The organism is Streptosporangium sp. NPDC000509 (genome assembly GCF_042898365.1).
In the GTDB taxonomy this organism is placed as follows: Bacteria; Actinomycetota; Actinomycetes; order Streptosporangiales; family Streptosporangiaceae; genus Streptosporangium.
Genome location: NZ_JBIAYX010000002.1, coordinates 575723 through 596820 on the forward strand (window position 1 = coordinate 575723; position 21098 = coordinate 596820).

Consider the following 21098-nt stretch of genomic DNA (forward strand, 5'->3'; position numbering starts at 1 on the left):
TAAAGAGCACTGGTCCGGCAGGTAGTCACGCTTCTGACCGCACATGCACCTGGGCCACGCCACGGATCCGCCCAAGGAGTCTCCTCGATGAGCACAAACCTGTCCGAGCACCTCGCCGTCGCGGAGTTACCGGCGGCGCACAGCTTCGTCGGCGGGGCTCTGCGCGGTGGCGGCGGGACGGTCTTCACGACCCGTCATCCGGGCGACGGCTCGCCGATCGCCGAGGTCGAGGCGGCGACGGCCGACTTCGTCGACGAGGCCGTGGCCGGCGCGGTCGCGGCCCAGCCCGCCTGGGCGCGCACCTCCCCGCACGAACGCGCGCGGATCCTGCGGATGGCCGCCGACCTGATCGAGTCGCGGGCCCCGCGACTCGCCCACCTGGTCGCGCTGGACAACGGCAAGACGCTGGCGGAGGCGCGCGGCGACGTCTTCGTGGCGGCGGCCCACCTGCGCGGCGCGGCGGGCTGGGCGTCCGGCCTCGAAGGCATCACCCTGCCGGCGGACGGGTCCACGCTGCGGATGACCTTCCGGGAGCCGGTGGGGGTGGTGGCGGCGATCATCCCCTTCAACACCACCCTCATGTTCGCGGCGCAGAAGGCCGGACCGGCCCTCGCGGCGGGCAACGCGATCGTGATCAAGGCACCCGAGCTCAGCCCGCTCGCGGCGCCGGTGTTCGCCAGGATCCTCACCGCCGCCGGACTCCCCGACGGTCTCGTCCAGGTGGTCCAGGGCGCGGGAGAGGTGGGCCGCCGGCTGGTCGAGCATCCCGGGGTGAACATGGTGTCGTTCACCGGCAGCACCTCGGTCGGCCGGCAGGTGATGGGCTCGGCGGCGGACGGGGTGAAACGGGTGCTGCTGGAGCTCGGCGGGAAGTCCGCGAACATCGTCTACGCCGACGCGGACCTGGACGCCGCCCTGCACGCCACGGTCGGCGGCATCTTCCGCAACGCCGGTCAGCGATGTTTCTCCGGCTCCCGGCTCCTGGTCGAGGACCCGGTCGCGGACGCGTTCGTCGAACGGGTCGCCGACGTGGCGCGCTCGATCAGGGTCGGCGACCCGTTCGCGCCGGACACCCAGCTGGGCGCGCTCATCTCGGAGGGGGAGGCGGCGAGGGTCCGCGCGATGATCGACACGGCCGTGGACCAGGGCGCGCGCGTGCTGGCGGGCGGTGGCCGACCGGCCGGCGTCCATCCCGACGGCGCGTTCATCGCGCCCACCGTGCTGGAGATCCCCTCGGGACTGCCGCGGGTGCCCGACATCGTGTACGACGAGGTCTTCGGACCGGTCCTCACCGTCCAGCGGTTCAGCGGCGCGGAGCAGGCGGTCGCGCTCGCCAACGACTCCCCGTTCGGCCTGGTGGGCGGCTGCTGGACCCGTGACCTGGACCGGGCGCTCACGACCGCCAGAGCCGTGCGATCGGGCTATTTCTGGATCAACTCCTACGGGGCGCTGGCGCTGGACGCCCCGATCGGCGGCGTCGGCCTGTCAGGCGTCGGCCGAGAGCTCGGCCGGGTGGGGCACGAGGCCTACACGGAGCTCAAGACGGTGATCGTGGACACCGCCGCGGCCGACGCGCCCCGCTGGTACTGACCTGCAGCCACCCCGATCCGAGGAGTGATCCATGCCCGCTCACTACCGAGGCGCCGTCGTCCGAGAGGCGCACGGGCCGTTGAACGTCGAGGACATCCCGCTACGGGACCCGACCGGCGACGAGGTGCTGATCAGGGTGACCGCCTGCGGGCTGTGCCACAGCGACGTGCACTTCATGCACGGCACGTCGGGGACCGACTTCCCCTACCTGGTCGGCCATGAGGTGGCCGGTGTCGTCGAGGCCCTGGGGCCGGACGCGACGGGCGTCGTGGCGGGTGCCAGTGTCGTCGTCGCGCCGATGGTGGCCTGCGGGACCTGCAAGCACTGCCACGCGGGACGGCTCTCGGCGTGCGCGTCGCGGCTGCCCCGCCGGCCGAAGGTCGGCCTCGGTGACGGTGTCGCCGCGACCCCGGTGCTCGGCATCGGCGGCCTGGCCGAACGGGTCGTCGTACCCGCCCGGCAGGCGATCGCGATCGACCCGAGGGTGCCGCCTCGGATAGCCGCGCTGCTCGGCTGTGGCGTGCCCAGCGGCTTCGGCGCGGCGGTCAACACCGCGGAGACCGGGCCGGCCGACGACGTGGTGGTGATCGGATGCGGCGGCGTGGGGATCGCGGCCGTCGCCGGGGCCGCGTACGCGCGGGCGCGGCGGATCATCGCGATCGACACCAATCCCGGCAAACTCGCCGTCGCCGAGCGGTTCGGCGCCACCCACCTGGTCGACGCGTCCCGACAGGAGCCCGGAGAACGCGTACGCGAACTCACCGACGGCATGGGCGCGGACGTCGTCCTGGACGCGGTGGGCGGGCCCGCCACCTTCGCGACGGCGGACGGCCTGCGGGCCCCCGGCTCACGACTGGTGATCGTCGGCGCCCCGAAGCAGGGGGACCTGGCCGAGGTGCGGTTGAGACGGCTGTTCCTCACCGGCGGGTCGATCCGGGTCTCGATCTGGGGAGACTGCGTGGCCTCACGGGACCTGCCCCTGCTCGCGGGCCTCTATCTGGACGGCCGGCTGCCGCTGGACGAGTACGTCTCGGGCACGTTCGGCCTTGCCGACGCGCAGGAGGGTTACGACCGGTTGCTGGCCGGAGAGGCGCTGCGCGGCGTGGTGATCCCTTCGGACCGCAGTTGACAAGTTGACATGCACGAACAGACAATCAATTCAAATTCCGGACTACTTGTCCGATAATTGACACACTGAGGATCAGATGATGGCGACAGCCGATCTCCGCGCACCCCGCTCGCTCAACCACATCGCCTATCCGACGTGGGACTCCCAGGCGACGCACGACTTCTACACCGAGGTCCTCAAGTGCGAGCTGCTCACCGCGATCCAGCTGAACGAGGTGCCTTCCAGCGGAGCCCGCACCCCCTACCTGCACACCTTCTTCGGACTCGGCGACGGCAGCGCCATCGCCTTCTTCGAGGTCGACGACATGCCCAACCCCGGCCCCGACTCGGTGCCCTCCTGGGTGCGGCACATCGCACTCAACGTCGACTCCATGGAGGAGCTCCACGAGTGGCAGGCGCACTTCGCGGCCAAGGGCGTGGAGACGGTGGGCATCGTCGACCACGACGGGGTCTGGGAGTCCCTCTACCTCTTCGACCCGAACGGGGTCCGGATCGAGCTGACACTGCAGACCCGCCCCCTCGACGACGCCGACGCGCGCGCGGGCGTCGAGACGCTGCGGAAGTGGACCGCGCGCGGATAGCGCACGGCCACCGACCCCACCCCCGCCCCATCCGCGCTGATCAGGAGCCGCCTCGTGCTGTCCCGCGAACTACTCCCCATACCGATGACGCCCGGCGGACGCCTGGACATCAACTCCGGTGTCGCCCGGATGAGCGGGAAGATCTGGGCCACCCTCTGGAAAAACGATCTGCGGCCCCCCACGACCGCCGTGCTGATCGTGCATCCGGCGTCCAACTTCATCGGTCACTACGCCCTGGAAGAGCTCGCCCACCGCGGGGTGGCCGCGGTCGGGCTCGCCACCCGCTACGTCGGCAACGACTCCGCGCTCATCATGGAGAACTGCCTCCTGGACATCGGCGCGGCGATCCGGCACCTTCGCGAGCTGGGCTACCAGCGGATCGTCCTGGTCGGAAACTCCGGCGGCGGCGGCCTCGCCGCGCTCTACCAGGCGCAGGCGGAGAACCCGACCATCACCCACACCCCGGCCGGTGACCCCGTCGACCTCGCCGGCGCCGGGCTCATCCCCGCCGACAAGGTCGTCATGGCCATGGCGCACCCCGGCCGGGCGGTCGTCTACACCGAAGGGCTCGACCCGGCCGTCACCGACGAGCAGCGGCCCTTCGACCGGGACGACTCGCTCGACATGTTCAACCCCGCGAACGGGCCGGCCTACGGCGAGGAGTTCGTCGAGCGCTACCGCCGCGCCCAGATCGACCGCAACCGCCGGATCTCCGGCTGGGTCACCGAACAGCTCGAAGCGTTGCGCGGACACATCCGCGAGTCGGCGGACGGGGAGAAGGTCGCACCCGACGACCTGCCCTTCGTCGTGCACGGCACGGCGGCCGACCCCCGCTTCCTCGACCTCGCCCTCGACCCCTCCGACCGGCGGACCGGCACCCTGTGGGGCAGCCCCTGGGCGGCCAACTTCCAGCCGGCGTCGCTGGGTCACCTCACCAGCCTGCGCTCCTGGCTGAGCCAGTGGAGCTACGACCACAGCCGGGCCAACGCCTACGTCGCCCTTCCCCAGGTGCAGGCGCCCGTCATGGTCGTGTACGGATCGGCCGACTGCGCCGCCTTCCCCAGCCACGCCCGCACCATGTACGAGGCCGTCGCGCACGACAGGCGCGAGCTGGTCGAGATCAAGGAGGCGGACCACTACTTCCAGGGCCGCCCCGACCTGGCCAGGGTCATGTGCGACCACATCGCCGAGTGGAGCAACTGATGGGCACCCTCGACGTGGCCGTGGTCGGCGCCGGCCCGGTCGGGCTCACCGCGGCCCTCGCGCTGGCCAGGCGCGGCGCGTCCGTCACCGTCTTCGAGGAGAGCGACCGGCTCAGCACCGAGTGGCGGGCCTCGACCTTCCACCCGCCGACGATCGAGATCGCCCGCGACCTCGGCGTCGTCACGACGATGCTGGAGGCCGGCATCGTCGCGCGGAAGTACCAGGTGCACGACCGCCGCGACGGGCTGATCGCGGAGTTCGACTTCGGCACACTCGCCGACGAGACCGACTATCCCTTCAGACTGCAGCTCGAACAGTACAAGTACACCCAGATCCTCAAGGACGCGATCAGCGAATGTCCCGCCCCGGTCGACCTGCGGCTGGCCACGGGCGTGACGGACGTGCGTCAGGGCGAGGACGACGCGCTGCTGACCACCGCGTCGGGGGAGCAGGTCGCGGCCCGCTGGGTGCTCGCCGCCGACGGTGCGCGCAGCACCGTCCGCAAGGCGCTCGGCAGCTCGTTCGAGGGGCTCACCTACGAGCATCGCTATCTCGTGCTGAGCATCGACTATCCGGTGGAGACGCTGCTGCCGGGGATCTGCGACGTCAACTACATCGCCGACCCGGTGGAGCACCTGCTGATCCTCCGGGTGCCGGACGTCTGGCGGCTCGTCGTCTCGGTGCCGCCCCACGTCACCGGCGAGGAGGCCGTCTCCGACCGGTACGTCGCCGACCGGCTGCGCGGCGTCTTCGGCGACCACCCCGAGCTGCCGCTGCGCGAACGGAAGGTCTACTCCGTGCACCAGCGGGTCGCCGACACCTTCCGCCGGGGCCGGGTGCTGCTGCTCGGCGACGCGGCGCACGTCAACAGCCCCATGGGCGGCATGGGGCTCAACGGCGGCATCCACGACGCGTTCGACCTGTCCGTCCAGCTCAGCGCGGTGCTCCGCGGCGAGGCCGCCCCGGACGTACTGGACGCCTGGGCGCACCGCAGGCGCAAGGCCGCGGTCGAGGCGGTGCAGGAGATCACCCACCGCACGACCACCGCGATGGCCGAGCAGGACGAGTCGGAGCGGCGCAGGTTCCAGCTCCAGATGTCGGAGATCGTGGCGGACCCGCTGCGGGCCCACACCTGGATGATGGACGCCGCGATGATCTCCAACGTACGCGCCCACGACCTGCCGCCTCGGGCCCGATGACCGGCGTACCGAAGGAGACCCGATGGACTTCGAGCTGAGTGACGAACAGCGGGACATCCGCGACACCGTGCGCGCCTTCGTCGCCAAGGAGCTCCTCCCGCTCGAGGAGGACTTCCTCAGGCTGGTGCGCGAGGGCGGCGCGAGGCTACCGAGGGACGAGGAGCGCCGGCTGCGGGCCAAGGCGCGCGAGTTCGGCTTCTGGGGGCTCAGCACGCCCGAGGAGTACGGCGGGATGGCACTCCCCGCGGTCACCCAGTCGCTGATCCACATCGAGCTCGCGAAGACCTGCGTGCCCTTCCGCTTCGGCGGGGAGGCCGACAACATCCTGTACGGCGCGGACGCCGCCCAGCAGGAGGAGTACCTGAAGCCGACGATCGAGGGCGAGCGCCTCGGCTGCTTCGCGCTGACCGAGCCGGGCGCGGGATCGGACGCCGGGGCGATCAGCACGTACGCGCGGCGGGACGGCGACGACTGGCTGATCAGCGGCGAGAAGACCTTCATCAGCAACGGCGACGACGCCGACTACGCGATCGTCATCGCGCTCACCGACCGGGACAAGGGCGCCCGCCACGGGGCGACCGCGTTCCTCGTCGACCGGGAGGCGGGCTGGACCTCCTCGCCCATCAGCACGATGGGCAGCTGGCACCAGCCCGCCTCGCTCTCCTTCGACGACGTACGGGTGCCGGCCGGCAAGGTCCTCGGCGAGGTCGGCGGCGGCTTCCAGCTCGCCATGCGCTGGGTCGGCAAGGGACGTTACGTGATCTCCGCGCACTGCGTCGGCATCGCCGAGCGCTGCCTGACGATGGCGGTGGACTACGCCGGCCTGCGCGAGACCTTCGGCCGCAAGATCGGCAGGAACCAGGCGATCCAGTGGATGATCGCCGACTCGGAGACCGAGCTCGAAGCGGCCCGATGGCTCGCCCTCCGGGCCGCCTGGGACGTCGACCGGGGGGCCGACGCCAGACACGCGTCGGCGATGGCGAAGCTCTTCTGCACCGCGATGGTCGGCCGCGTCGTGGACCGGGCACTGCAGATCCACGGCGGAATGGGCTACACCAAGGAGCTTCCCCTCGAAGGCTGGTATCGCGCCGTCCGGGCGATGCGCATCTTCGAAGGCACCGACGAGGTGCAGCGGCTCATCATCTCGCGCGATCTGCTACGCGGTCACACCCGAATCGGAGGCCACCTTGCCTGATCCCATCCCCACCTCCTCCCCCGCCGACTCGCCCGCCGGCTCCCTCACCGGCTCCTTCACCGAGCGGAAGATGAGCATCGCCACGGCCCTGCGCGCCGCGGCGGAGGCCGCGGGAGAGCGGCCCGCGATGATCCAGGGCGACCGGTCGATCGGCTACATCGAGCTGGAGGCCCGCGCCGCCCGCCTGGCCGGGGTGCTGTCGGAACGCGGGGTCGGCGTCGGCTCGACCGTCGCGATCTCCCTGTACAACTCGTTCGCGTACCTGGAGACCATCCTCGCCGCGTTCAAGCTGGGTGCGCAGCCGGTCAACATCAACTATCGCTATCTCGCCCCAGAGCTGCACTACGTGCTCGACTACACCGACGCGGTCGCCTTCGTCTACGACACCGGCCTGGCCGACCAGGTTCGGCGGATGGACCACCTTCCCGGCCTGAACCTGCTCATGGAGGTCGGATCGGACGGCGAGCCGCCCGCACCGGCGCTGTCCTTCGAGTGGGCGGCCGAGCACGGCCCGGTCCACCGGGAGACGGACACCGACTCGCCGCACGGCATCATCCTGCTCACCGGCGGCACGACCGGCCGGCCGAAGGGTGTCGTCTGGGACCGCGACGGGCTGCTGGGCATCATCGCGTCGGTCTTCCGCCAGCACGGTATGGACGCGCCGAAGACACCGGACGACGTGCGGGCGCGGGTACGCGAGCTGCACGAGAGGTTCACCGCCCCCGTCGTGCTGCCGATGTCGCCGCTCATCCACGGCACCGGCCTGCTGCAGACACTGCGCTCCCTGTACGGCGGCGGCACGATCTGCTTCTGCACCTCCAAATCCCTCGACGCGGACGAGGTGTGGCGGACCGTGCAGCAGAACGCGGTCACCGAGATGGTCATCGTCGGCGACGCGTTCGGCCGCCCGCTGGTGGACTCCCTCGCCGCCGCCCAGAGCGCGGGCACGCCGTACGACATCGGCAGCCTGCGCAAGATGACCAGCTCCGGCGTCGTGTGGAGCGTCGGTGTCAAGCGGGAACTGCTGCGGCACGGCGGCGACCTCACCCTGATCGACAACATCTCGGCCTCGGAGGGCGGGCCCTTCGGGATGGCGATGGCACGCTCGGAGGCCGACCTGGTGGACGGGCGGTTCACCCTCGCCCCCGTCGCCCGGGTTCTCGACGAGAACGACGAGGACATCACCCCGGGCACCGGACAGATCGGCATCCTGGCCAGCGCCGGACCGCAGCCGGTCGGGTATCTCAAGGACCCGGACCGGACGGCGAGGGTCTGGCGGGTCATCGACGGCGTCCGCTACTCGGCGCCCGGCGACCTCGCCTCGCTGGACGCCGACGGCAGGCTGATCCTGCTCGGCCGGGGCGACGGCGTGATCAACACCGGGGGTGAGAAGGTCTTCCCCGAGGAGGTCGAAGAGGCGCTGCTCACCCACCCGAAGATCACCGACGCCGTCGTCGTCGGCGTTCCCGATCCCCGCTGGGGCCAGGTCGTGACCGCCGTCGTCGCCCCGGCGAGCGCGCTCGGCGACATCGAGGACGAGACACTGAGCCGGCACGTGGCCGAACGGCTCGCCGGTTACAAGCGCCCGCGCCGGATCGTCAGGGTGGACTCGCTCCCCCGGAGCCCGGCCGGAAAGATCAACCGCGCGTCGGCCCGTGACGTGGCGACCCGCCACCTGCAAGCAGAGGAGACAGCCTCGTGACCGGCATACCGTTCCCGATCGAACAGGGCCATGTGCGGGCCTTCGCCCGCGCCCTGGGCGAGGACGCCGACGTGGTCCCGCCCACCTTCCCGATCGCCTTCGCCCAGTTCGACCCGGACTGGGGGCTGCGGATGCGCCCCGACCGGCCCTGGAACGGCTCCGGGTCCGGACCCGGCGTGTCGTCCGGCGGAGGCGGCGGCCTGCACGCCGAGCAGGAGTTCGAGTACTTCCGCCCGCTCCGGATCGGCGAGACGCTGACGGCCCGCAAGCGGGAGGGAAAGACGTGGCAGAAGACCGGCGGGAAGGGCGTGCTCAACTTCGCCGAACGACACGTCGACTTCTTCGACGCCGAGGAAGAGCTGGTCGCCCGCTCGACCACGGTCTCCGTTACGGTCACCCCCAAGACCGACGACACCCCGGAGGCGGGCCGATGACCGTGACCACCGACCAGGAAGTGCGCCGGGTCGTCGTGACGGACCTCAAGCGGACGCAGATCGTGATGTACGCCGGCGCCGGCGGCGACTTCAACCCACTGCACACCGACGAGCCGTTCGCCACCCAGATCGCCGGCAACCCGACCGTCATGGCGCACGGGATGCTCACCATGGGCCTGGCCAGCCGCGTGCTGACCGACTGGTTCGGGCACGAGAACATCCGGCGCTACCGGGCCCGGTTCAAGGCGCCCGTCTGGCCCGGCGACACGATCACCGCGACGGCGACCGTGACCTCGGTGGAGACGGTCGACGGGCAGCGACGCGCCGAGCTCACCGTCTCGGCGGTGAACGCGGCGGGCGTGGAAGTGCTGTCCGGCACCGCCACCGCGATCGTCGCCGACGAGGGCGAGGCGACCGTGACGGACTCAGGCACCGCCACCACGGCCGGCTCCGACGAAGGTGAGGCGACGTGACGGACATGTCAGGCATCTCCACCGCGGTCATCTCCGACGAAGGCGAGGTGAGGTGACGTGATGGACATCGCCGCGCTCGACGCGATCGACGTGCACACCCACGTGCAGCTCTCCGTCCACGAGGCGCCGAAGCCGGGAAACGACAACTTCGCGGCGATGGCCGACTACTTCAAGGCCGGCGCGGTCAAGAGGTTCACCGTCCCCATGATCGCCGAGTACTACCGCGAGCGGAACATGGCGGCGATCGTCTTCGGCGTCGACTCGATGCACGTCAGCGGCCGGGAGCAGACGCCCACCAACGAGGAGATCGCGGAACAGGCGGCACTGCACGGCGACGTGCTCATCCCGTTCGCGAGCGTCGATCCGCATCGAGGCGCGGCGGGCGTGCGGACGGCCAGGCGGCTGATCGAGGAGTACGGCGTCCGCGGCTTCAAGTTCCATCCCACCACGCAGGGCTTCTTCCCGAACGACCGGATGGCCTACCCGCTCTACGAGGTCATCGCCGAGCACCGGCTCACCGCGCTGTTCCACACCGGCCAGACCGGCGCCGGTGCGGGCACCCCGGGCGGCGGCGGGCTGCGGCTGAAGTACTCCAACCCGATGCACGTCGACGACGTGGCCGCCGACTTCCCCGACCTGCGGATCATCCTCGCGCACCCGTCGTTCCCCTGGCAGGACGAGGCGCTCTCGGTCGCCATGCACAAGCCGAAGGTGTACATCGACCTGTCAGGATGGTCGCCGAAATACTTCCCGCCCCAGCTGGTGCAGTACGCGAACACGCTGCTCAAGGACAAGGTGCTCTTCGGGTCGGACTTTCCGATGATCACTCCGGAGCGCTGGCTGGCCGACTTCGCCAAGATCGACATCCGGGACGAGATCCGCCCGAAGATCCTCAAGGAGAACGCGGCCAAGCTGTTCGGACTCACCGGACAGTCGTGACGAAAGCCCCCGGCCAAGGAGGTCGCGATGCAGCACACCGGTCCCTTTGATCGGACCGTCGACGTCGTCGTACTCGGTCTGGGCGACGCCGGCGCGGTCGCCGCGGTGACCGCTCACGACGAGGGCGCGGAAGTACTCGTCATCGAGAAGCAACCCGCCGACGACCACCGGCCCAACAGCCGCTACGCCGCCGGTTTCTTCCTCGTGCCCGAGGACGTCGACGGCGCGGTCGAGTACCTGTCCGCGCTGTACGCGGTCAACGGCGAGCTGGCCACGATCGACCCCGACCTGATCCGCACCTGGGCGGAGGAGACGGCGGCCACCCCGGCCTGGCTCGACCGGCACGGCGGCAAGTACCTCAAACTGGACATCCGCGGCGAGCACCCCACCCTGTCCGGCCACGAGTCGATCCGCGTCTACAAGGCGCAGCCCACGAGCGGTCCCGACGGCTACACCGGCTGCCCGATGCACGGCTTCCTGCGGAGCCTGGTCACCGAGCGTGGGATCGAGGTCCGGTACGCGACGGCGGCCACGTGGCTGCTCACCGACGCGCGAGGCGCGGTCGTCGGGGTGGAGACCGACGGCGCCGACGGGGTCCGACGGATCGGCATACGCCGCGGTGTCGTGCTCGCGGTCGGCGGCTACGAGGCCGATGAACGGCTCAAAACACACTACCTTCCGGTCACTCCGGTGCATTTCTACGGCACCGAGCACAACACCGGGGATGGCATCGTCATGGCGACGGAAATCGGCGCCGAACTGTGGCACATGAATGTTTGGCCAGGGCATTTCGTCGCGAGATTCCCCGGCGACGGATACACCGGGGGAACGGCCGTCGATCTGTGGGGATCAGGCCGGTTCGGACCGGCCGAGGGCGAGCCCGCACCGGGTTCGATCTTCGTCGACGGGTCGGGCCGGCGATTCATCCGCGAACCGGGAAAGCAGCACGCCGCCCATCTGGCGCTTTTGGCGATGGACGCCGATCAGCTCACTTACCCGAGGATTCCGACGTGGTGGATATTCGATCAAGCCCGTTTCGAGCGGGCGACGCTGGTCCCGACCTACTCGGGCCCCGCCGGACCGGTGCGAGACTACGCCTGGAGTGCGGACAACGAGGCGGAACTGCGGCGTGGCTGGATCCATTCGGCCAGGTCAATCCCTGATCTGGCCCGATCCTGCGGGCTGGATCCGGTCGTGCTCGAGCAGACGGTCTCCCGCTACAACCAGCACTGCGCGGCGGGCGTCGACGCCGACTTCGGCCGCGACCCCGTCACGCTGACCCCGCTCGGCGGCGACCGCTATTTCGCGGTTCCGCTATGGCCGGGCGGCTCGCATACGGTCGGCGGTCCGCGCCGCGACGCGAAAGCACGCGTGGCCGCGATTCGCGGAGGTTCGATAGACAATCTCTACTCCGCCGGTGAGCTAGGATCAATACACGGACTGCTTTATCCGACAGGCGGCGGCAGTATCGCCGAATGTCTCGCGTTCGGCCGGATAGCCGGACGTAATGCCGCAGCCGATCGGACCGTCATAAGTTGACTCTCATGCGACAAGTGACATCGGCTTTGTTCAATATAGATACAGTGCGCATTAGGAAAACCGACAGCGGTGGAGGTGGCTCGGCGTGAGCGCTGGAGATCGCGCCGGAGACGGCGCCGGTCAGGGCAGCGGATCCCAGACCTTGGATCGCGGCCTGAGGCTATTGGAGTTGCTCGCCGCGGAAGACCGCGACATGACCGTCGCGGAGCTGGCCACGGCGCTGGGCATGCACCGGCAGGCCGTCTATCGGCTGCTCACCACGCTCCGCAGTCACCGCCTCGCCGCCGAGGGCAGTTCGGGGCGCTACCGGCTCGGGCTGGGCGTGATCCAGCTGGCCCGGCAGGCCAACCCGCAGCTCCAGCGCGCGGTCATCCCTTACCTGCGCACGCTGGCCGAAGAGCTCGGCGTCACCACGCAGTGCGTCATGTCGGAGGGGGCCGACGCCGTGGTGCTGGCGGTCGTCGAGCCGTCCGACGCGATCTTCCACCTGTCCCAGCGCAGCGGTGCCCGGCATCCGCTCGACCAGGGGGCGAGCGGCCTCGCCATCATGCTCGCCCGGCCGCCCAGGGCCGACGACCCGGCCGCGGTCGTCGAGGCGCGTAAGTGCGGATACGCGGTGTCGCGTGGAAACCTGACACCGGGCGCGGTCGGCATCGCCGTGCCGCTCTACGACGGCGAGGGACGCTCACTCGAGGCGAGCCTCGGCATCGTGTCGATGGTCGACCTGGACGTCGAACACACCGCCAAACGCCTCCTCGCCACCGCGAAGGAGATCACCACCCGGGAGTGACGGGCTGTCCCCGAGTCAGGACGCGGTGGCGGCACGCTCGGCGGCGCTGCGTTCGACGCAGAACTCGTTGCCCTCGATGTCGGCGAGGGTGACCCAGCCGGTGCCGTCGGGACGGCGGCGGTCGGCGACCAGGGTGGCACCGAGGGAGAGCAGGCGCTCGACCTCCTCGTCGCGAGTGCGGTCGGTGGGCTGGATGTCGAAGTGGATCCGGTTCTTGACCGTCTTGCCCTCGGGGACGGCGATGAACAGGATCGAGACGCCCTCCGTCTCGACCAGTGCCTCGGGGTCACCGGGGTGGTCGTCTTCGCCGATCTTGGTGTTCAGCACCTCGGCCCAGAAGGTTCCGAGCCGGTAGGTGTCCGCACAGTCGACGCTCACGTGGTGCACAAGAGAAGCCATGGCCGACAGTATGCCCGTCCCACTTCGCAGGCAGACCCCGGCGATCTTGAGGCCGTAACGGCCGCTCGGGCGCCTCGTCGGGCTCCGCGGCGCGTTTCCAGACAGTGGTGCCCGAGCTTCGCCGGTCGTGTGGTGGCCGTCCGGACGACGAGGGCCTCCTCGTCGTGAGGGGCCACGGAGATTCCGGCCGACACGCACCGAAGAGGGCTGAACAGGCGATATGACCGTCTCCACCCCGGAGACCGGCATCGCCGCCGCCCGCGGAATGTCGACCGCATGGGGACGAATTTCTGATAACGAGATATTGACATCCCGCCTTGCGAACCCTGACACTTTGCGGAAATGCAATAGAAACACGAATGCGACTCGATCGTCGGACCTTCATCCAGAACCGATCGCCCCACCGCCAAGCCCACAGGGACGAGATGCACGCAGAGATGTTATCGCTAACAATTCTCCGTGCGTCCGCCGATACGCCCCCTTACCTCTGAGCCCAGCCGTGAGCGCGCAGCTGTGATGTCGCCCCTCGCCGTCTCCTTACTGATTCCCGGGAGGGACGCCCCCAGTGTCCCTCCGTCTCCAGTGATTGGACATTCATGGCACTGATCATGGCGTCTGATGGTTACTCATCAGGGCAGTCGCGAAGCGCTCGGTCGTTGCGCCGACTACTGATCGCCCTCGTGGTGACCGCGCTCACCGCGGCGACAAGCCTCGTCGTCTCCGCGCCGCCGGCCAATGCCGAAACCAGCCAGTTCCGAGGCATGAACTGGGCCGTGCTGGGTGACAACTTCAGCACCGGCACGCTCGTCGTGCAGGGACTGAGCCAGTCCGACAGCAACGCGACGGTTCGCGCCAAGGCCAACTCGCTCTACGACCACATGGAATACATCATGGGCATCAACACCATCCGGTTGCCCATCAACACGCACACCGTGGCCAACACGACCTGGTGGAACTCCTACCGCGGCGCCATCGACGCCGCCGCCGAACGCGGATTCAAGGTCATCCTGGCCTACTGGGAGGACGGCGCCGCCTCCAACGGCAGGATCACGAATCTCACCGCCTGGAACACGATGTGGTCCAGCGTGATCAACACGTACGGCTCGAACAGCAATGTCTACTTCGAGCCGATGAACGAGCCGCACGGCTACTCGTCGACGGAGTGGCGCAACGTCGCGGCGAACTGGCTCGGCTATCACACCTCGGCGGTGCCCGGCCGGGTGCTCATCGGCGGCACCGGCTTCAGCCAGGACCTGCGGGACATCTGCAACGACAGCCGCTTCAACTCGACGCTGCTGTCCTTCCACTACTACGCCTTCTTCTACGGCCCGATGACCTACGACGAGTTCCGAAGCCACATCCAGACGCGTCTGGGCAACTGCGCCCACCGCGCGGTGGCGACCGAGTTCGGCGCGCCGATGTCCACCGGCCTCAACTACAGCGACCCGACCAGCACCGACAACTTCGTGCGCTACCTCCGCGCCATGGCCCAGGTCATGCGGGACAACCAGATGGGCGGCACCTACTGGCCCGCCCTCGGCGGCAAGCCCGGCACCATCGGCTACGACTGGTACTCGATGTACGTCATGGGCGGCAGCGGCACCAACCTCAGCGTGACCGTCCGCAACGGCCACGGCGCCAACCGGGTCCGGTACGCCTGGGGCGACGCCGTCGGCGACGTCACCCCTCCGCCGACGGTGACCTACAGGATCAACGCGCGCCACAGCGGCAAGGCCATGGACGTCCAAGGAGCGAGCACCAACGACAGTGCGCGCGTCGGCCAGTACACCTACAACGGCAACGCGTGGCAGCAGTGGCAGTTCCAGGACGTCGGCAGCGGCTACTGGCGCATCGTCAGCCGCCACAGCGGAAAGTGCCTTGACGTGGTGGGCGCCTCGACCGCCGACGGCGCCGAACTCGTCCAGTACACCTGCGGCCTCGGCAACAACCAGCACTTCCAGATGGTCAGCAACGGCACCTACTTCCAGCTCCGGGCACGACACAGCAACAAATGCGTGGACGTGCCTGCCGCATCGACCGCGGACGGCGTGATCCTCAAGCAGTATCCGTGCAACAGCGGTACCAACCAGCAGTGGTCGCGCACGGCCGTCTGACGATCGTCTCGACGTGAAGGTGGCCCCGGCGAACGCCAACCTCAGCAGGTGCGGAGCATGTTGAGCAGGGCCACCTTCTCCTTGCGGGTCACGAAGAGCCGATAGTGGCGCTTCACCGTGATCCACGAGGTCGCGTACTGACACCAGTGGGCGCGACGTTGCGGGCGCCAGCTCTGCGGACCTTTGCCGCCCTTGGCGATGTTGGCGGAGTGGCTGACGGTGAGCAGTTCGGGGCGGACCAGGTCGTTGGCGAACGCGCGCCGCTTGGCCTGACTCCATCGCTTGGCGCCCGAACGCCAGGCGTAGGCGAGCGGCACCAGGTGGTCGACGTCCACGTACTTCTCGCTCTTCAGCCACTTGCCGTCGTACGGGCTGTACCAGCGCCCCTTGACCGGGTGGCAGGCCGCGTTGCGGCGCACGTTCCGCCCGTCGCGGGCCAGGACCAGCTCCCGCGTGTTGCACCTGCCCTTACGGTGCGCCGATCGGGACTGGAACCGCTCGCGGCTGTAGCCCCGGATGGACAGCGGCCTGGCGACCTTGAGCTGAGCCAGCATGCGCCGGGCGAGGGCCGCGGACTCCGCCTGTGATCGTTTACGCGGTTCGGCCGCCGCCTGCGGGGTGGTGAGGACGGCGGTGATCGGAACGAGCACGAAGGTGAGTACGGCGGTGTGCGCTGCACGTCTCAGGAAGATCATGACTTTACCTATACCCGACGACCTCCCCGACCCGGCAATCGGCAGGAACGGCCGGGCCCGGTCGAAGACACGGCTCACGCCGATCAGGTGGCCGTATCCGGTCAGCGGTAACCCGCTGAGCGAACTCGGGCGTCACACACGCACCACCGCGCAACGGGAGAAGCAATGACCTATCCGCCACAAGGCCCCTACGGACAGCAGCCACAGCCCTACGGATACGGGCCTGTCCAGATGACGACCGTGCGCGAACGCGGCTTCAACCCCATCACGTTCATCGTCCACGCCTGCCTGTGGTTCTTCGTCCACTGGTGGGTGACCATCCTCACCCTCGGCTTGTGGCTCATCGTCGCCATCCCGGTCACCTTCATCGGGTGGCGGGTCACCCGCACCATCCCCGTCCAGCATGCGCCCGGTTACCACCAGCCGCCGCCGTACGGTCACTAGGACCTGTTCAAAGAGCGTGCAGGTGAGCCCGCCGGGCTCTCGCTCACCGGGCTGGAGGATTTCTTCCGGACCGACGCACCGAGCACGAGCAGCAGCAACCCCGCCGAGGCCCATGCGGCCCAGTCTCCCAGGACGGTGTAGAGGGTGGCCGAACCCTCCTGAGGCAGGGTGGCCATGACCGTGGTCATGCCCGTCATGTAGGTGTGCCGCTCGGTCAGGATCCGGCCGCGGTCGTCGCTGACCGTGAGCCATCCGCCGCGTGCGGCGCGGGCCACCGCCAGGCCGTTCTCCACTCCGCGCACCACCGCCATGCGGCTGTGCAGCCACGCGTCCTCGCCGAAGTCCCAGGCCGGCGCGAGCAGGGCGGCGGCACCGGCCTTGCTGTACTCCCTGACCAGGCCGGGGAAGTCCAAATCCTTACAGATGATGAGGCCGAGCCGATTGCCGTCGAGGAAGGCCAGGCCGGTGCCGGGCCGGAATCGGCGCTCCACCCCGGGGATCATGTGGTGCTTGTCGTAGCGCACGCCGGAGGGATAGCTCACCGCGCTGTTGGTCTCCATGGCGATCCCCGCGACCACCTCCACACCCGGGCGCGCGAACGGCAGGTCGACGGTCTTGAAAACCTTCTCGGGCAGCACCACGATCTCCGCCCCGCGGGCCACCACGGCGTCCACGGCCTCGCCGTACCGACGGACGAGTTGCTCGGAGTCGTCCGTCGCGACCAGCGCGACCTTCCGCCCCCCGGTGTCGGCGGGCGTCGCGAGCCGTACGAAACCGTGGCCGAGCGTGAGCGCGACCAGCACACCCGAGACCATCGCCGCGCGTGGCCGCAGGACCGCGACGGAGGCGGGCACGAACAGCAGGAGGAAGGTGATGCCCCAGACCCCGGTGACCGAGGCGGTCTGCAGCACGGGCAGGACGTCGGCCTGCGTGTACGCCAGGCTCCACCAGGCCCCGTGCGGCGCGGCGAGGCTCATGACGTACTCGGCGGTGACCCAGACGGCCGGTACGGCCGACGCCGCCAGGAGCGGTCTGCCGCGCACGATCAGGGTGCGGAAGAGCAGCACGCCCAAGCCGTAACAGAGCGCGGGGCCGGCGATGAAGGCGGCTGCCAGCGCGGGCGGCATTTCAAGAGGTCCGGTGAAGTACGGCCACATCCGCGCCTGGCCGACGAGCCAGACCAACGTCCCCGCGAAGAAAGCCGTACCCCCGCCCGCCCGGCGAGCCAGGAACAGGACAGGGAGCGGCGCGAGCCAGGTGAGCCACCAGACGGGATGAAGACCGGTGCCGAAGTGCGTCAGAACGGCGGAGGCGAGGGTGAGCAGGATGCGTTCCATGCCGATGATCGTGCTTTCCCCCACCCCGCGGGCGCGTCACTCGCGGGTGTGATCTCCGTTGTCACTCCTGCCGGCGACCACCAGCCCGGACTCGTAGGCGAGCACCACGGCCTGGACCCGGTCCCGCAGGTCCAGCTTGGTGAGCATGCGGCTGACGTGTGTCTTGACCGTGTGCTCGGTGACCACGAGCGCGGCGGCGATCTCCGCGTTCGACAGGCCGTGCGCGACCAGCCTCAGCGTCTCGCGCTCGCGTTCGGTCAGCGCGTCCAGCCTGGCCGTCAGCCGGGGGGCGACGCCGTGGGCGGGTCTGCGCACCAGGTCCTCAAGCAGCCTCCTGGTCGCCGCCGGAGCCAGCAGGGCCTCACCCGATGCGACGGTACGGACGGCGTAGGCCAGTTCGTCGCGCCGGATGTCCTTCAGCAGGAAGCCGCTCGCCCCCGCCCGGACCGCGTCGTAGACGTACTCGTCGAGATCGAACATGGTCAACACGAGTACCTTGGCGGCGGTGGTGGCGCAGATCTCCCTGGTCGCCTCGATGCCGTTCCTGCCCGGCATGCGCACGTCCATCAGGACCACGTCCGGCCGGAGCCGCCGGGCCGCGGCGATCGCCTCCCCGCCGTCGGCGGCCTCGCCGACCACCTCCATGTCCGGCTGCGCCCCCAGGATCAGCCCGAACGCCGCACGGAAGAGGTCCTGGTCGTCGGCGATGAGCACCCGCAACATGCGGCTATTCAAGCGGAAATTCGGCTCTCACCGTGAACCCCCCGCCCTGCCCCGCCTCGGCCCTGAGTGTCCCGCCGCATGCCGCCGCCCGTTCCCGCATCCCGGCCAGCCCGTACCCGCCGCGCTCGCCCGGCCCTCGCCCGTCGTCGGTGATCTCCACCGTCAGGCGCTCCCCCCAGGTCAGAGCGAGGTGGACGGCACGCGTACCGGCGTGCTTGCGCACGTTGGTGAGCGCCTCCTGAACGATCCGGTAGACAGCGGCCTCAACGCTTTCGGCGACCGGGCGCGGGGTACCGGCGGTCGTACTCACCACATCGAGACCGCCGCGGTCGAGCAGCGCGGGGAGGTTGGCCAGACGTGGCTGGAACAGTGACTCGCTCAGACGCCCGTCGTCATGGCCGCACCCCGGCCCGCCACCTTCGCCAGGGGTCCGCAGCGTGGTGAGCACCCCCCGGAGCTCGGCCAGCGCACCTCTTCCCATGTCGGCGATCGCGTCGAAAACCGCTTCGGCCTTGTCCGGGTCGCCGCGCACCACCACCGGCCCGGCTTCGGCCTGGACCACCATCAGCCCAACGGAATGGGTGATGATGTCATGCATGTCGCGCGCGATCCGAGTGCGTTCCTCGGCCGCCGCCGCGATGTGCTCCTGCTCCAGCCGCCGCGCCCGCTCGGTCAGCTCGGCGGCTCGCGAGCGGCTCGCCCTGACACTGGTGCCCAGCGCGTAGGCGGCCACGAAGGCGGTCCCCACCAGCCGGAAGGTTTCGTCGTTCTCCCCCGGCAGCACCAACGAGGTCCCCACCGTCGCCACGATCGCCGGAATCGCCGCCAGCCTCTTCCAGGTGGGACTCAGGTCGGCGATCGTGTAGACGGCCAGCAGCGGCCCGAAGGGCAGCAACGGCTTCTCCCATGTCACCAACACCGACATCGCCGCCCCGACCACCACCGCCACCACCATCGGCGCCCGCCTGCGCCACCCCACCGGCACCGACGCCAGCAGCCCCAGCCCGATGATCCACCACGGATCGGGATCGGGCAGAACGAGCGGCATCACCGTGGCCAGGACCACGCCCACCGCGAGCGCCCCGTCAACCACCCTGTCGGTCCGGCCCGCCGCAAACATCCGCCCATTATCCGGATCCGTCCGCCCACTGCCCTCACTCTCAAGAGTGATCATTCTCGCCACGCAGCCGGCAGGGTCCTACCCCTTGGTCCGGGTCCCCCTGCTGGGAGGGCTACGCGTCAGACCCCAATCGGTGCCGCACGAATTCTGGATGGGCATCGCCGACATCGATGCTGTTCTCATCAAGAGCGTTGGCGATGTCAAAACGACCGGCATCGAAGACGAACTCCACAGCGAGGGTGCCGTCCGCCAGGTCATGACATGATGGCCGCCACTCGAGCAGAGCGACTTCGCGCAGTTCCAGGCCGACGAACGGCTCAAGCCGCTCGTCGGCGCTGGACCACACCGGGGTGAACTCGAACCACTCCCAGCCACTGATGGCGACCGTCGTGTCGATGGTGTTCCAGCCGATCGACAGCTCATCGAGCTTCGAGTGGCAGATCTCGACCTGGACACCGTCGAAGTCCAGGACGATCGGGCATTCGGCGTACCAGTCCCCGTCCTCGACAAAACGTACGAGCGCGAATCCCGTCAGACGTCGGCCACCAAGCGTGGCCAGACCTGGCCCGTGTCGCTCACGGACGGCTTCGAGTCCGACGAGAAAGGTCGGCTCGAAGCCGGAAATCCCCATCATGTTAGGCAATTGTCCAGGCTCCTCACGGAACCGGCCGGTCGATCCGTCGTGACCGAAGGCGAACCGACCGAAACACCTGGAGCCCAATAGGCTCCTATCATGATCCGCGCTGTGGTCTTCGACGTCGGCGAGTGCCTGTCACCCGTCGACAGTGCTGATCACACCGTGATCATGTAGGCCGCTTATTGACCGTGGCGCAATCCACGTTCGCGCTCGTGCGCTCGCCGTTCTGGTTCTTGAGCACCCATATGCCCTTGTTGTTGAAGCGAATCCATGCCTCGTCATCATTAAGTCCCCGTATCCAGCCGGCGGACACGCCACCGAATATCCGCACACCCTTGTCCTGTTCCAAGAACTGGATGTATCCCTTGCCCTCGCCTGCTCCGTTGACTTGGCTGGTGGTCACGCTGTTCACGTCGGCTTTGTCAGCGAACACGGTTCCCCAGGTTTGTCCGGCCCCCTTGCGCACGTTCAGCCCGTCCTTGGGGAAGCTGATCCACCCGTCGTCGGCGCTTCGTCCTTGCACCCACTCGGTGTTCACGCCGTTGAGATCGGCCTTGTCAGCGTGCACAGTCCCCCACGCCCCACTCCCCTGACGGACATCAAGCCCATCCTTGGGAAAAGTAACCTTCCCATCGTCGGCGCTCCGCCCCTGCACCCACTCAGTGTTCACGCCGTTGAGATCGGCCCTGTCAGCGTGCACAGTCCCCCACGCCCCACTCCCCTGACGGACATCAAGCCCATCCTTGGGAAAAGTAACCCTCCCATCGTCGGCGCTCCGCCCCTGCACCCACTCAGTGTTCACGCCGTTGAGATCGGCCCTGTCAGCGTGCACAGTCCCCCACGCCCCACTCCCCTG

Annotated in this window: 21 protein-coding genes; 14 read left to right on the forward strand and 7 right to left on the reverse strand. The window is 69.2% G+C overall.

What is annotated here, in order from left to right; all coding sequences use genetic code 11:
* The first annotated feature begins 87 nt into the window (after positions 1-87).
* The 12 genes from ACFY3D_RS06140 to ACFY3D_RS06195 all read left to right on the forward strand — a co-directional run bounded on the left by ACFY3D_RS06140 (position 88) and on the right by ACFY3D_RS06195 (position 12773).
* A complete protein-coding gene (locus tag ACFY3D_RS06140; RefSeq protein WP_389975523.1) occupies positions 88-1590 on the forward strand; it encodes an aldehyde dehydrogenase family protein in 1503 nt (500 codons plus the stop codon).
* Positions 1591-1621: 31 nt separating this feature from the next.
* On the forward strand, positions 1622-2719 hold the full coding sequence (locus ACFY3D_RS06145; RefSeq protein WP_389975526.1) for a zinc-binding dehydrogenase: 1098 nt from the start codon (positions 1622-1624) through the stop codon (positions 2717-2719).
* Between the two features lie 79 nt (positions 2720-2798).
* Positions 2799-3299 carry a VOC family protein gene (locus ACFY3D_RS06150; RefSeq protein ID WP_362903408.1) on the forward strand — a complete coding sequence of 167 codons (501 nt, stop codon included), beginning with the start codon at positions 2799-2801 and terminating at the stop codon, positions 3297-3299.
* A gap of 54 nt (positions 3300-3353) precedes the next feature.
* Positions 3354-4502 carry an alpha/beta hydrolase gene (locus tag ACFY3D_RS06155; RefSeq protein ID WP_350942200.1) on the forward strand — a complete coding sequence of 383 codons (1149 nt, stop codon included), beginning with the start codon at positions 3354-3356 and terminating at the stop codon, positions 4500-4502.
* A complete protein-coding gene (locus ACFY3D_RS06160) occupies positions 4502-5701 on the forward strand; it encodes an FAD-dependent oxidoreductase (RefSeq protein WP_362903406.1) in 1200 nt (399 codons plus the stop codon). Before ACFY3D_RS06155 ends, ACFY3D_RS06160 begins: the two co-directional genes overlap by 1 nt.
* A gap of 22 nt (positions 5702-5723) precedes the next feature.
* Positions 5724-6896 carry an acyl-CoA dehydrogenase family protein gene (locus ACFY3D_RS06165; protein ID WP_389975529.1) on the forward strand — a complete coding sequence of 391 codons (1173 nt, stop codon included), beginning with the start codon at positions 5724-5726 and terminating at the stop codon, positions 6894-6896.
* On the forward strand, positions 6889-8598 hold the full coding sequence (locus ACFY3D_RS06170) for an AMP-binding protein (RefSeq protein WP_389975532.1): 1710 nt from the start codon (positions 6889-6891) through the stop codon (positions 8596-8598). Before ACFY3D_RS06165 ends, ACFY3D_RS06170 begins: the two co-directional genes overlap by 8 nt.
* A complete protein-coding gene (locus ACFY3D_RS06175; protein WP_350942194.1) occupies positions 8595-9032 on the forward strand; it encodes a MaoC family dehydratase N-terminal domain-containing protein in 438 nt (145 codons plus the stop codon). The genes ACFY3D_RS06170 and ACFY3D_RS06175 overlap by 4 nt, the downstream gene beginning before the upstream one ends.
* A complete protein-coding gene (locus tag ACFY3D_RS06180; protein WP_389975535.1) occupies positions 9029-9505 on the forward strand; it encodes a MaoC/PaaZ C-terminal domain-containing protein in 477 nt (158 codons plus the stop codon). The genes ACFY3D_RS06175 and ACFY3D_RS06180 overlap by 4 nt, the downstream gene beginning before the upstream one ends.
* A gap of 60 nt (positions 9506-9565) precedes the next feature.
* A complete protein-coding gene (locus ACFY3D_RS06185) occupies positions 9566-10444 on the forward strand; it encodes an amidohydrolase family protein (protein ID WP_389975539.1) in 879 nt (292 codons plus the stop codon).
* 27 nt (positions 10445-10471) lie between these two features.
* The gene (locus tag ACFY3D_RS06190; protein WP_389975542.1) at positions 10472-11983 is read left to right on the forward strand and encodes an FAD-binding protein; all 1512 of its coding nucleotides are present in this window, start codon (positions 10472-10474) and stop codon (positions 11981-11983) included.
* 85 nt (positions 11984-12068) lie between these two features.
* Positions 12069-12773 (forward strand): IclR family transcriptional regulator, encoded by a 705-nt coding sequence (locus tag ACFY3D_RS06195; RefSeq protein ID WP_389975545.1) that lies wholly within the window; start codon positions 12069-12071, stop codon positions 12771-12773.
* A gap of 15 nt (positions 12774-12788) precedes the next feature.
* On the opposite strand, the gene ACFY3D_RS06200 is transcribed toward ACFY3D_RS06195, so the two are convergent.
* Entirely contained in the window at positions 12789-13172 is a 384-nt protein-coding gene (locus ACFY3D_RS06200) for a VOC family protein (protein ID WP_389975548.1), read from the reverse strand.
* 656 nt (positions 13173-13828) lie between these two features.
* Between ACFY3D_RS06200 and ACFY3D_RS06205 the strand changes: the two genes are divergently transcribed.
* Positions 13829-15286 carry an RICIN domain-containing protein gene (locus tag ACFY3D_RS06205; RefSeq protein ID WP_389975551.1) on the forward strand — a complete coding sequence of 486 codons (1458 nt, stop codon included), beginning with the start codon at positions 13829-13831 and terminating at the stop codon, positions 15284-15286.
* A 41-nt stretch (positions 15287-15327) separates the two neighbouring features.
* On the opposite strand, the gene ACFY3D_RS06210 is transcribed toward ACFY3D_RS06205, so the two are convergent.
* Positions 15328-15981 (reverse strand): HNH endonuclease family protein, encoded by a 654-nt coding sequence (locus ACFY3D_RS06210; RefSeq protein WP_389975554.1) that lies wholly within the window; start codon positions 15979-15981, stop codon positions 15328-15330.
* A gap of 165 nt (positions 15982-16146) precedes the next feature.
* Between ACFY3D_RS06210 and ACFY3D_RS06215 the strand changes: the two genes are divergently transcribed.
* Positions 16147-16425 (forward strand): hypothetical protein, encoded by a 279-nt coding sequence (locus ACFY3D_RS06215; protein WP_389975557.1) that lies wholly within the window; start codon positions 16147-16149, stop codon positions 16423-16425.
* Here the strand turns inward: ACFY3D_RS06215 and ACFY3D_RS06220 are convergent.
* The 5 genes from ACFY3D_RS06220 to ACFY3D_RS06240 all read right to left on the reverse strand — a co-directional run.
* Positions 16422-17762 (reverse strand): nitrilase-related carbon-nitrogen hydrolase, encoded by a 1341-nt coding sequence (locus tag ACFY3D_RS06220; protein ID WP_389975560.1) that lies wholly within the window; start codon positions 17760-17762, stop codon positions 16422-16424. The genes ACFY3D_RS06215 and ACFY3D_RS06220 overlap by 4 nt on opposite strands.
* Positions 17763-17798: 36 nt before the next feature.
* Positions 17799-18485: a response regulator gene (locus tag ACFY3D_RS06225; protein ID WP_389975563.1), complete on the reverse strand. Its 687-nt coding sequence runs from the start codon at positions 18483-18485 to the stop codon at positions 17799-17801.
* A 4-nt stretch (positions 18486-18489) separates the two neighbouring features.
* On the reverse strand, positions 18490-19605 hold the full coding sequence (locus tag ACFY3D_RS06230; RefSeq protein WP_389975566.1) for a sensor histidine kinase: 1116 nt from the start codon (positions 19603-19605) through the stop codon (positions 18490-18492).
* A gap of 112 nt (positions 19606-19717) precedes the next feature.
* A complete protein-coding gene (locus ACFY3D_RS06235; RefSeq protein WP_389975569.1) occupies positions 19718-20248 on the reverse strand; it encodes a hypothetical protein in 531 nt (176 codons plus the stop codon).
* 160 nt (positions 20249-20408) lie between these two features.
* On the reverse strand, positions 20409-21098 hold a 690-nt coding region (locus tag ACFY3D_RS06240), incomplete at its 5' end, for a hypothetical protein (protein ID WP_389975572.1).

What these genes read in the sequence shown, in the direction of transcription:
- ACFY3D_RS06140 (WP_389975523.1), top strand. Translation starts at nt 88, where the DNA reads ATGAGCACAAACCTGTCCGAGCACCTCGCCGTCGCGGAGTTACCGGCG.
- ACFY3D_RS06145 (WP_389975526.1), top strand. Translation starts at nt 1,622, where the DNA reads ATGCCCGCTCACTACCGAGGCGCCGTCGTCCGAGAGGCGCACGGGCCG.
- ACFY3D_RS06150 (WP_362903408.1), top strand. Translation starts at nt 2,799, where the DNA reads ATGGCGACAGCCGATCTCCGCGCACCCCGCTCGCTCAACCACATCGCC.
- ACFY3D_RS06160 (WP_362903406.1), top strand. Translation starts at nt 4,502, where the DNA reads ATGGGCACCCTCGACGTGGCCGTGGTCGGCGCCGGCCCGGTCGGGCTC.
- ACFY3D_RS06165 (WP_389975529.1), top strand. Translation starts at nt 5,724, where the DNA reads ATGGACTTCGAGCTGAGTGACGAACAGCGGGACATCCGCGACACCGTG.
- ACFY3D_RS06180 (WP_389975535.1), top strand. Translation starts at nt 9,029, where the DNA reads ATGACCGTGACCACCGACCAGGAAGTGCGCCGGGTCGTCGTGACGGAC.
- ACFY3D_RS06185 (WP_389975539.1), top strand. Translation starts at nt 9,566, where the DNA reads ATGGACATCGCCGCGCTCGACGCGATCGACGTGCACACCCACGTGCAG.
- ACFY3D_RS06190 (WP_389975542.1), top strand. Translation starts at nt 10,472, where the DNA reads ATGCAGCACACCGGTCCCTTTGATCGGACCGTCGACGTCGTCGTACTC.
- ACFY3D_RS06200 (WP_389975548.1), bottom strand. Translation starts at nt 13,172, where the DNA reads ATGGCTTCTCTTGTGCACCACGTGAGCGTCGACTGTGCGGACACCTAC.
- ACFY3D_RS06210 (WP_389975554.1), bottom strand. Translation starts at nt 15,981, where the DNA reads ATGATCTTCCTGAGACGTGCAGCGCACACCGCCGTACTCACCTTCGTG.
- ACFY3D_RS06215 (WP_389975557.1), top strand. Translation starts at nt 16,147, where the DNA reads ATGACCTATCCGCCACAAGGCCCCTACGGACAGCAGCCACAGCCCTAC.
- ACFY3D_RS06220 (WP_389975560.1), bottom strand. Translation starts at nt 17,762, where the DNA reads ATGGAACGCATCCTGCTCACCCTCGCCTCCGCCGTTCTGACGCACTTC.
- ACFY3D_RS06225 (WP_389975563.1), bottom strand. Translation starts at nt 18,485, where the DNA reads ATGTTGCGGGTGCTCATCGCCGACGACCAGGACCTCTTCCGTGCGGCG.
- ACFY3D_RS06230 (WP_389975566.1), bottom strand. Translation starts at nt 19,605, where the DNA reads ATGTTTGCGGCGGGCCGGACCGACAGGGTGGTTGACGGGGCGCTCGCG.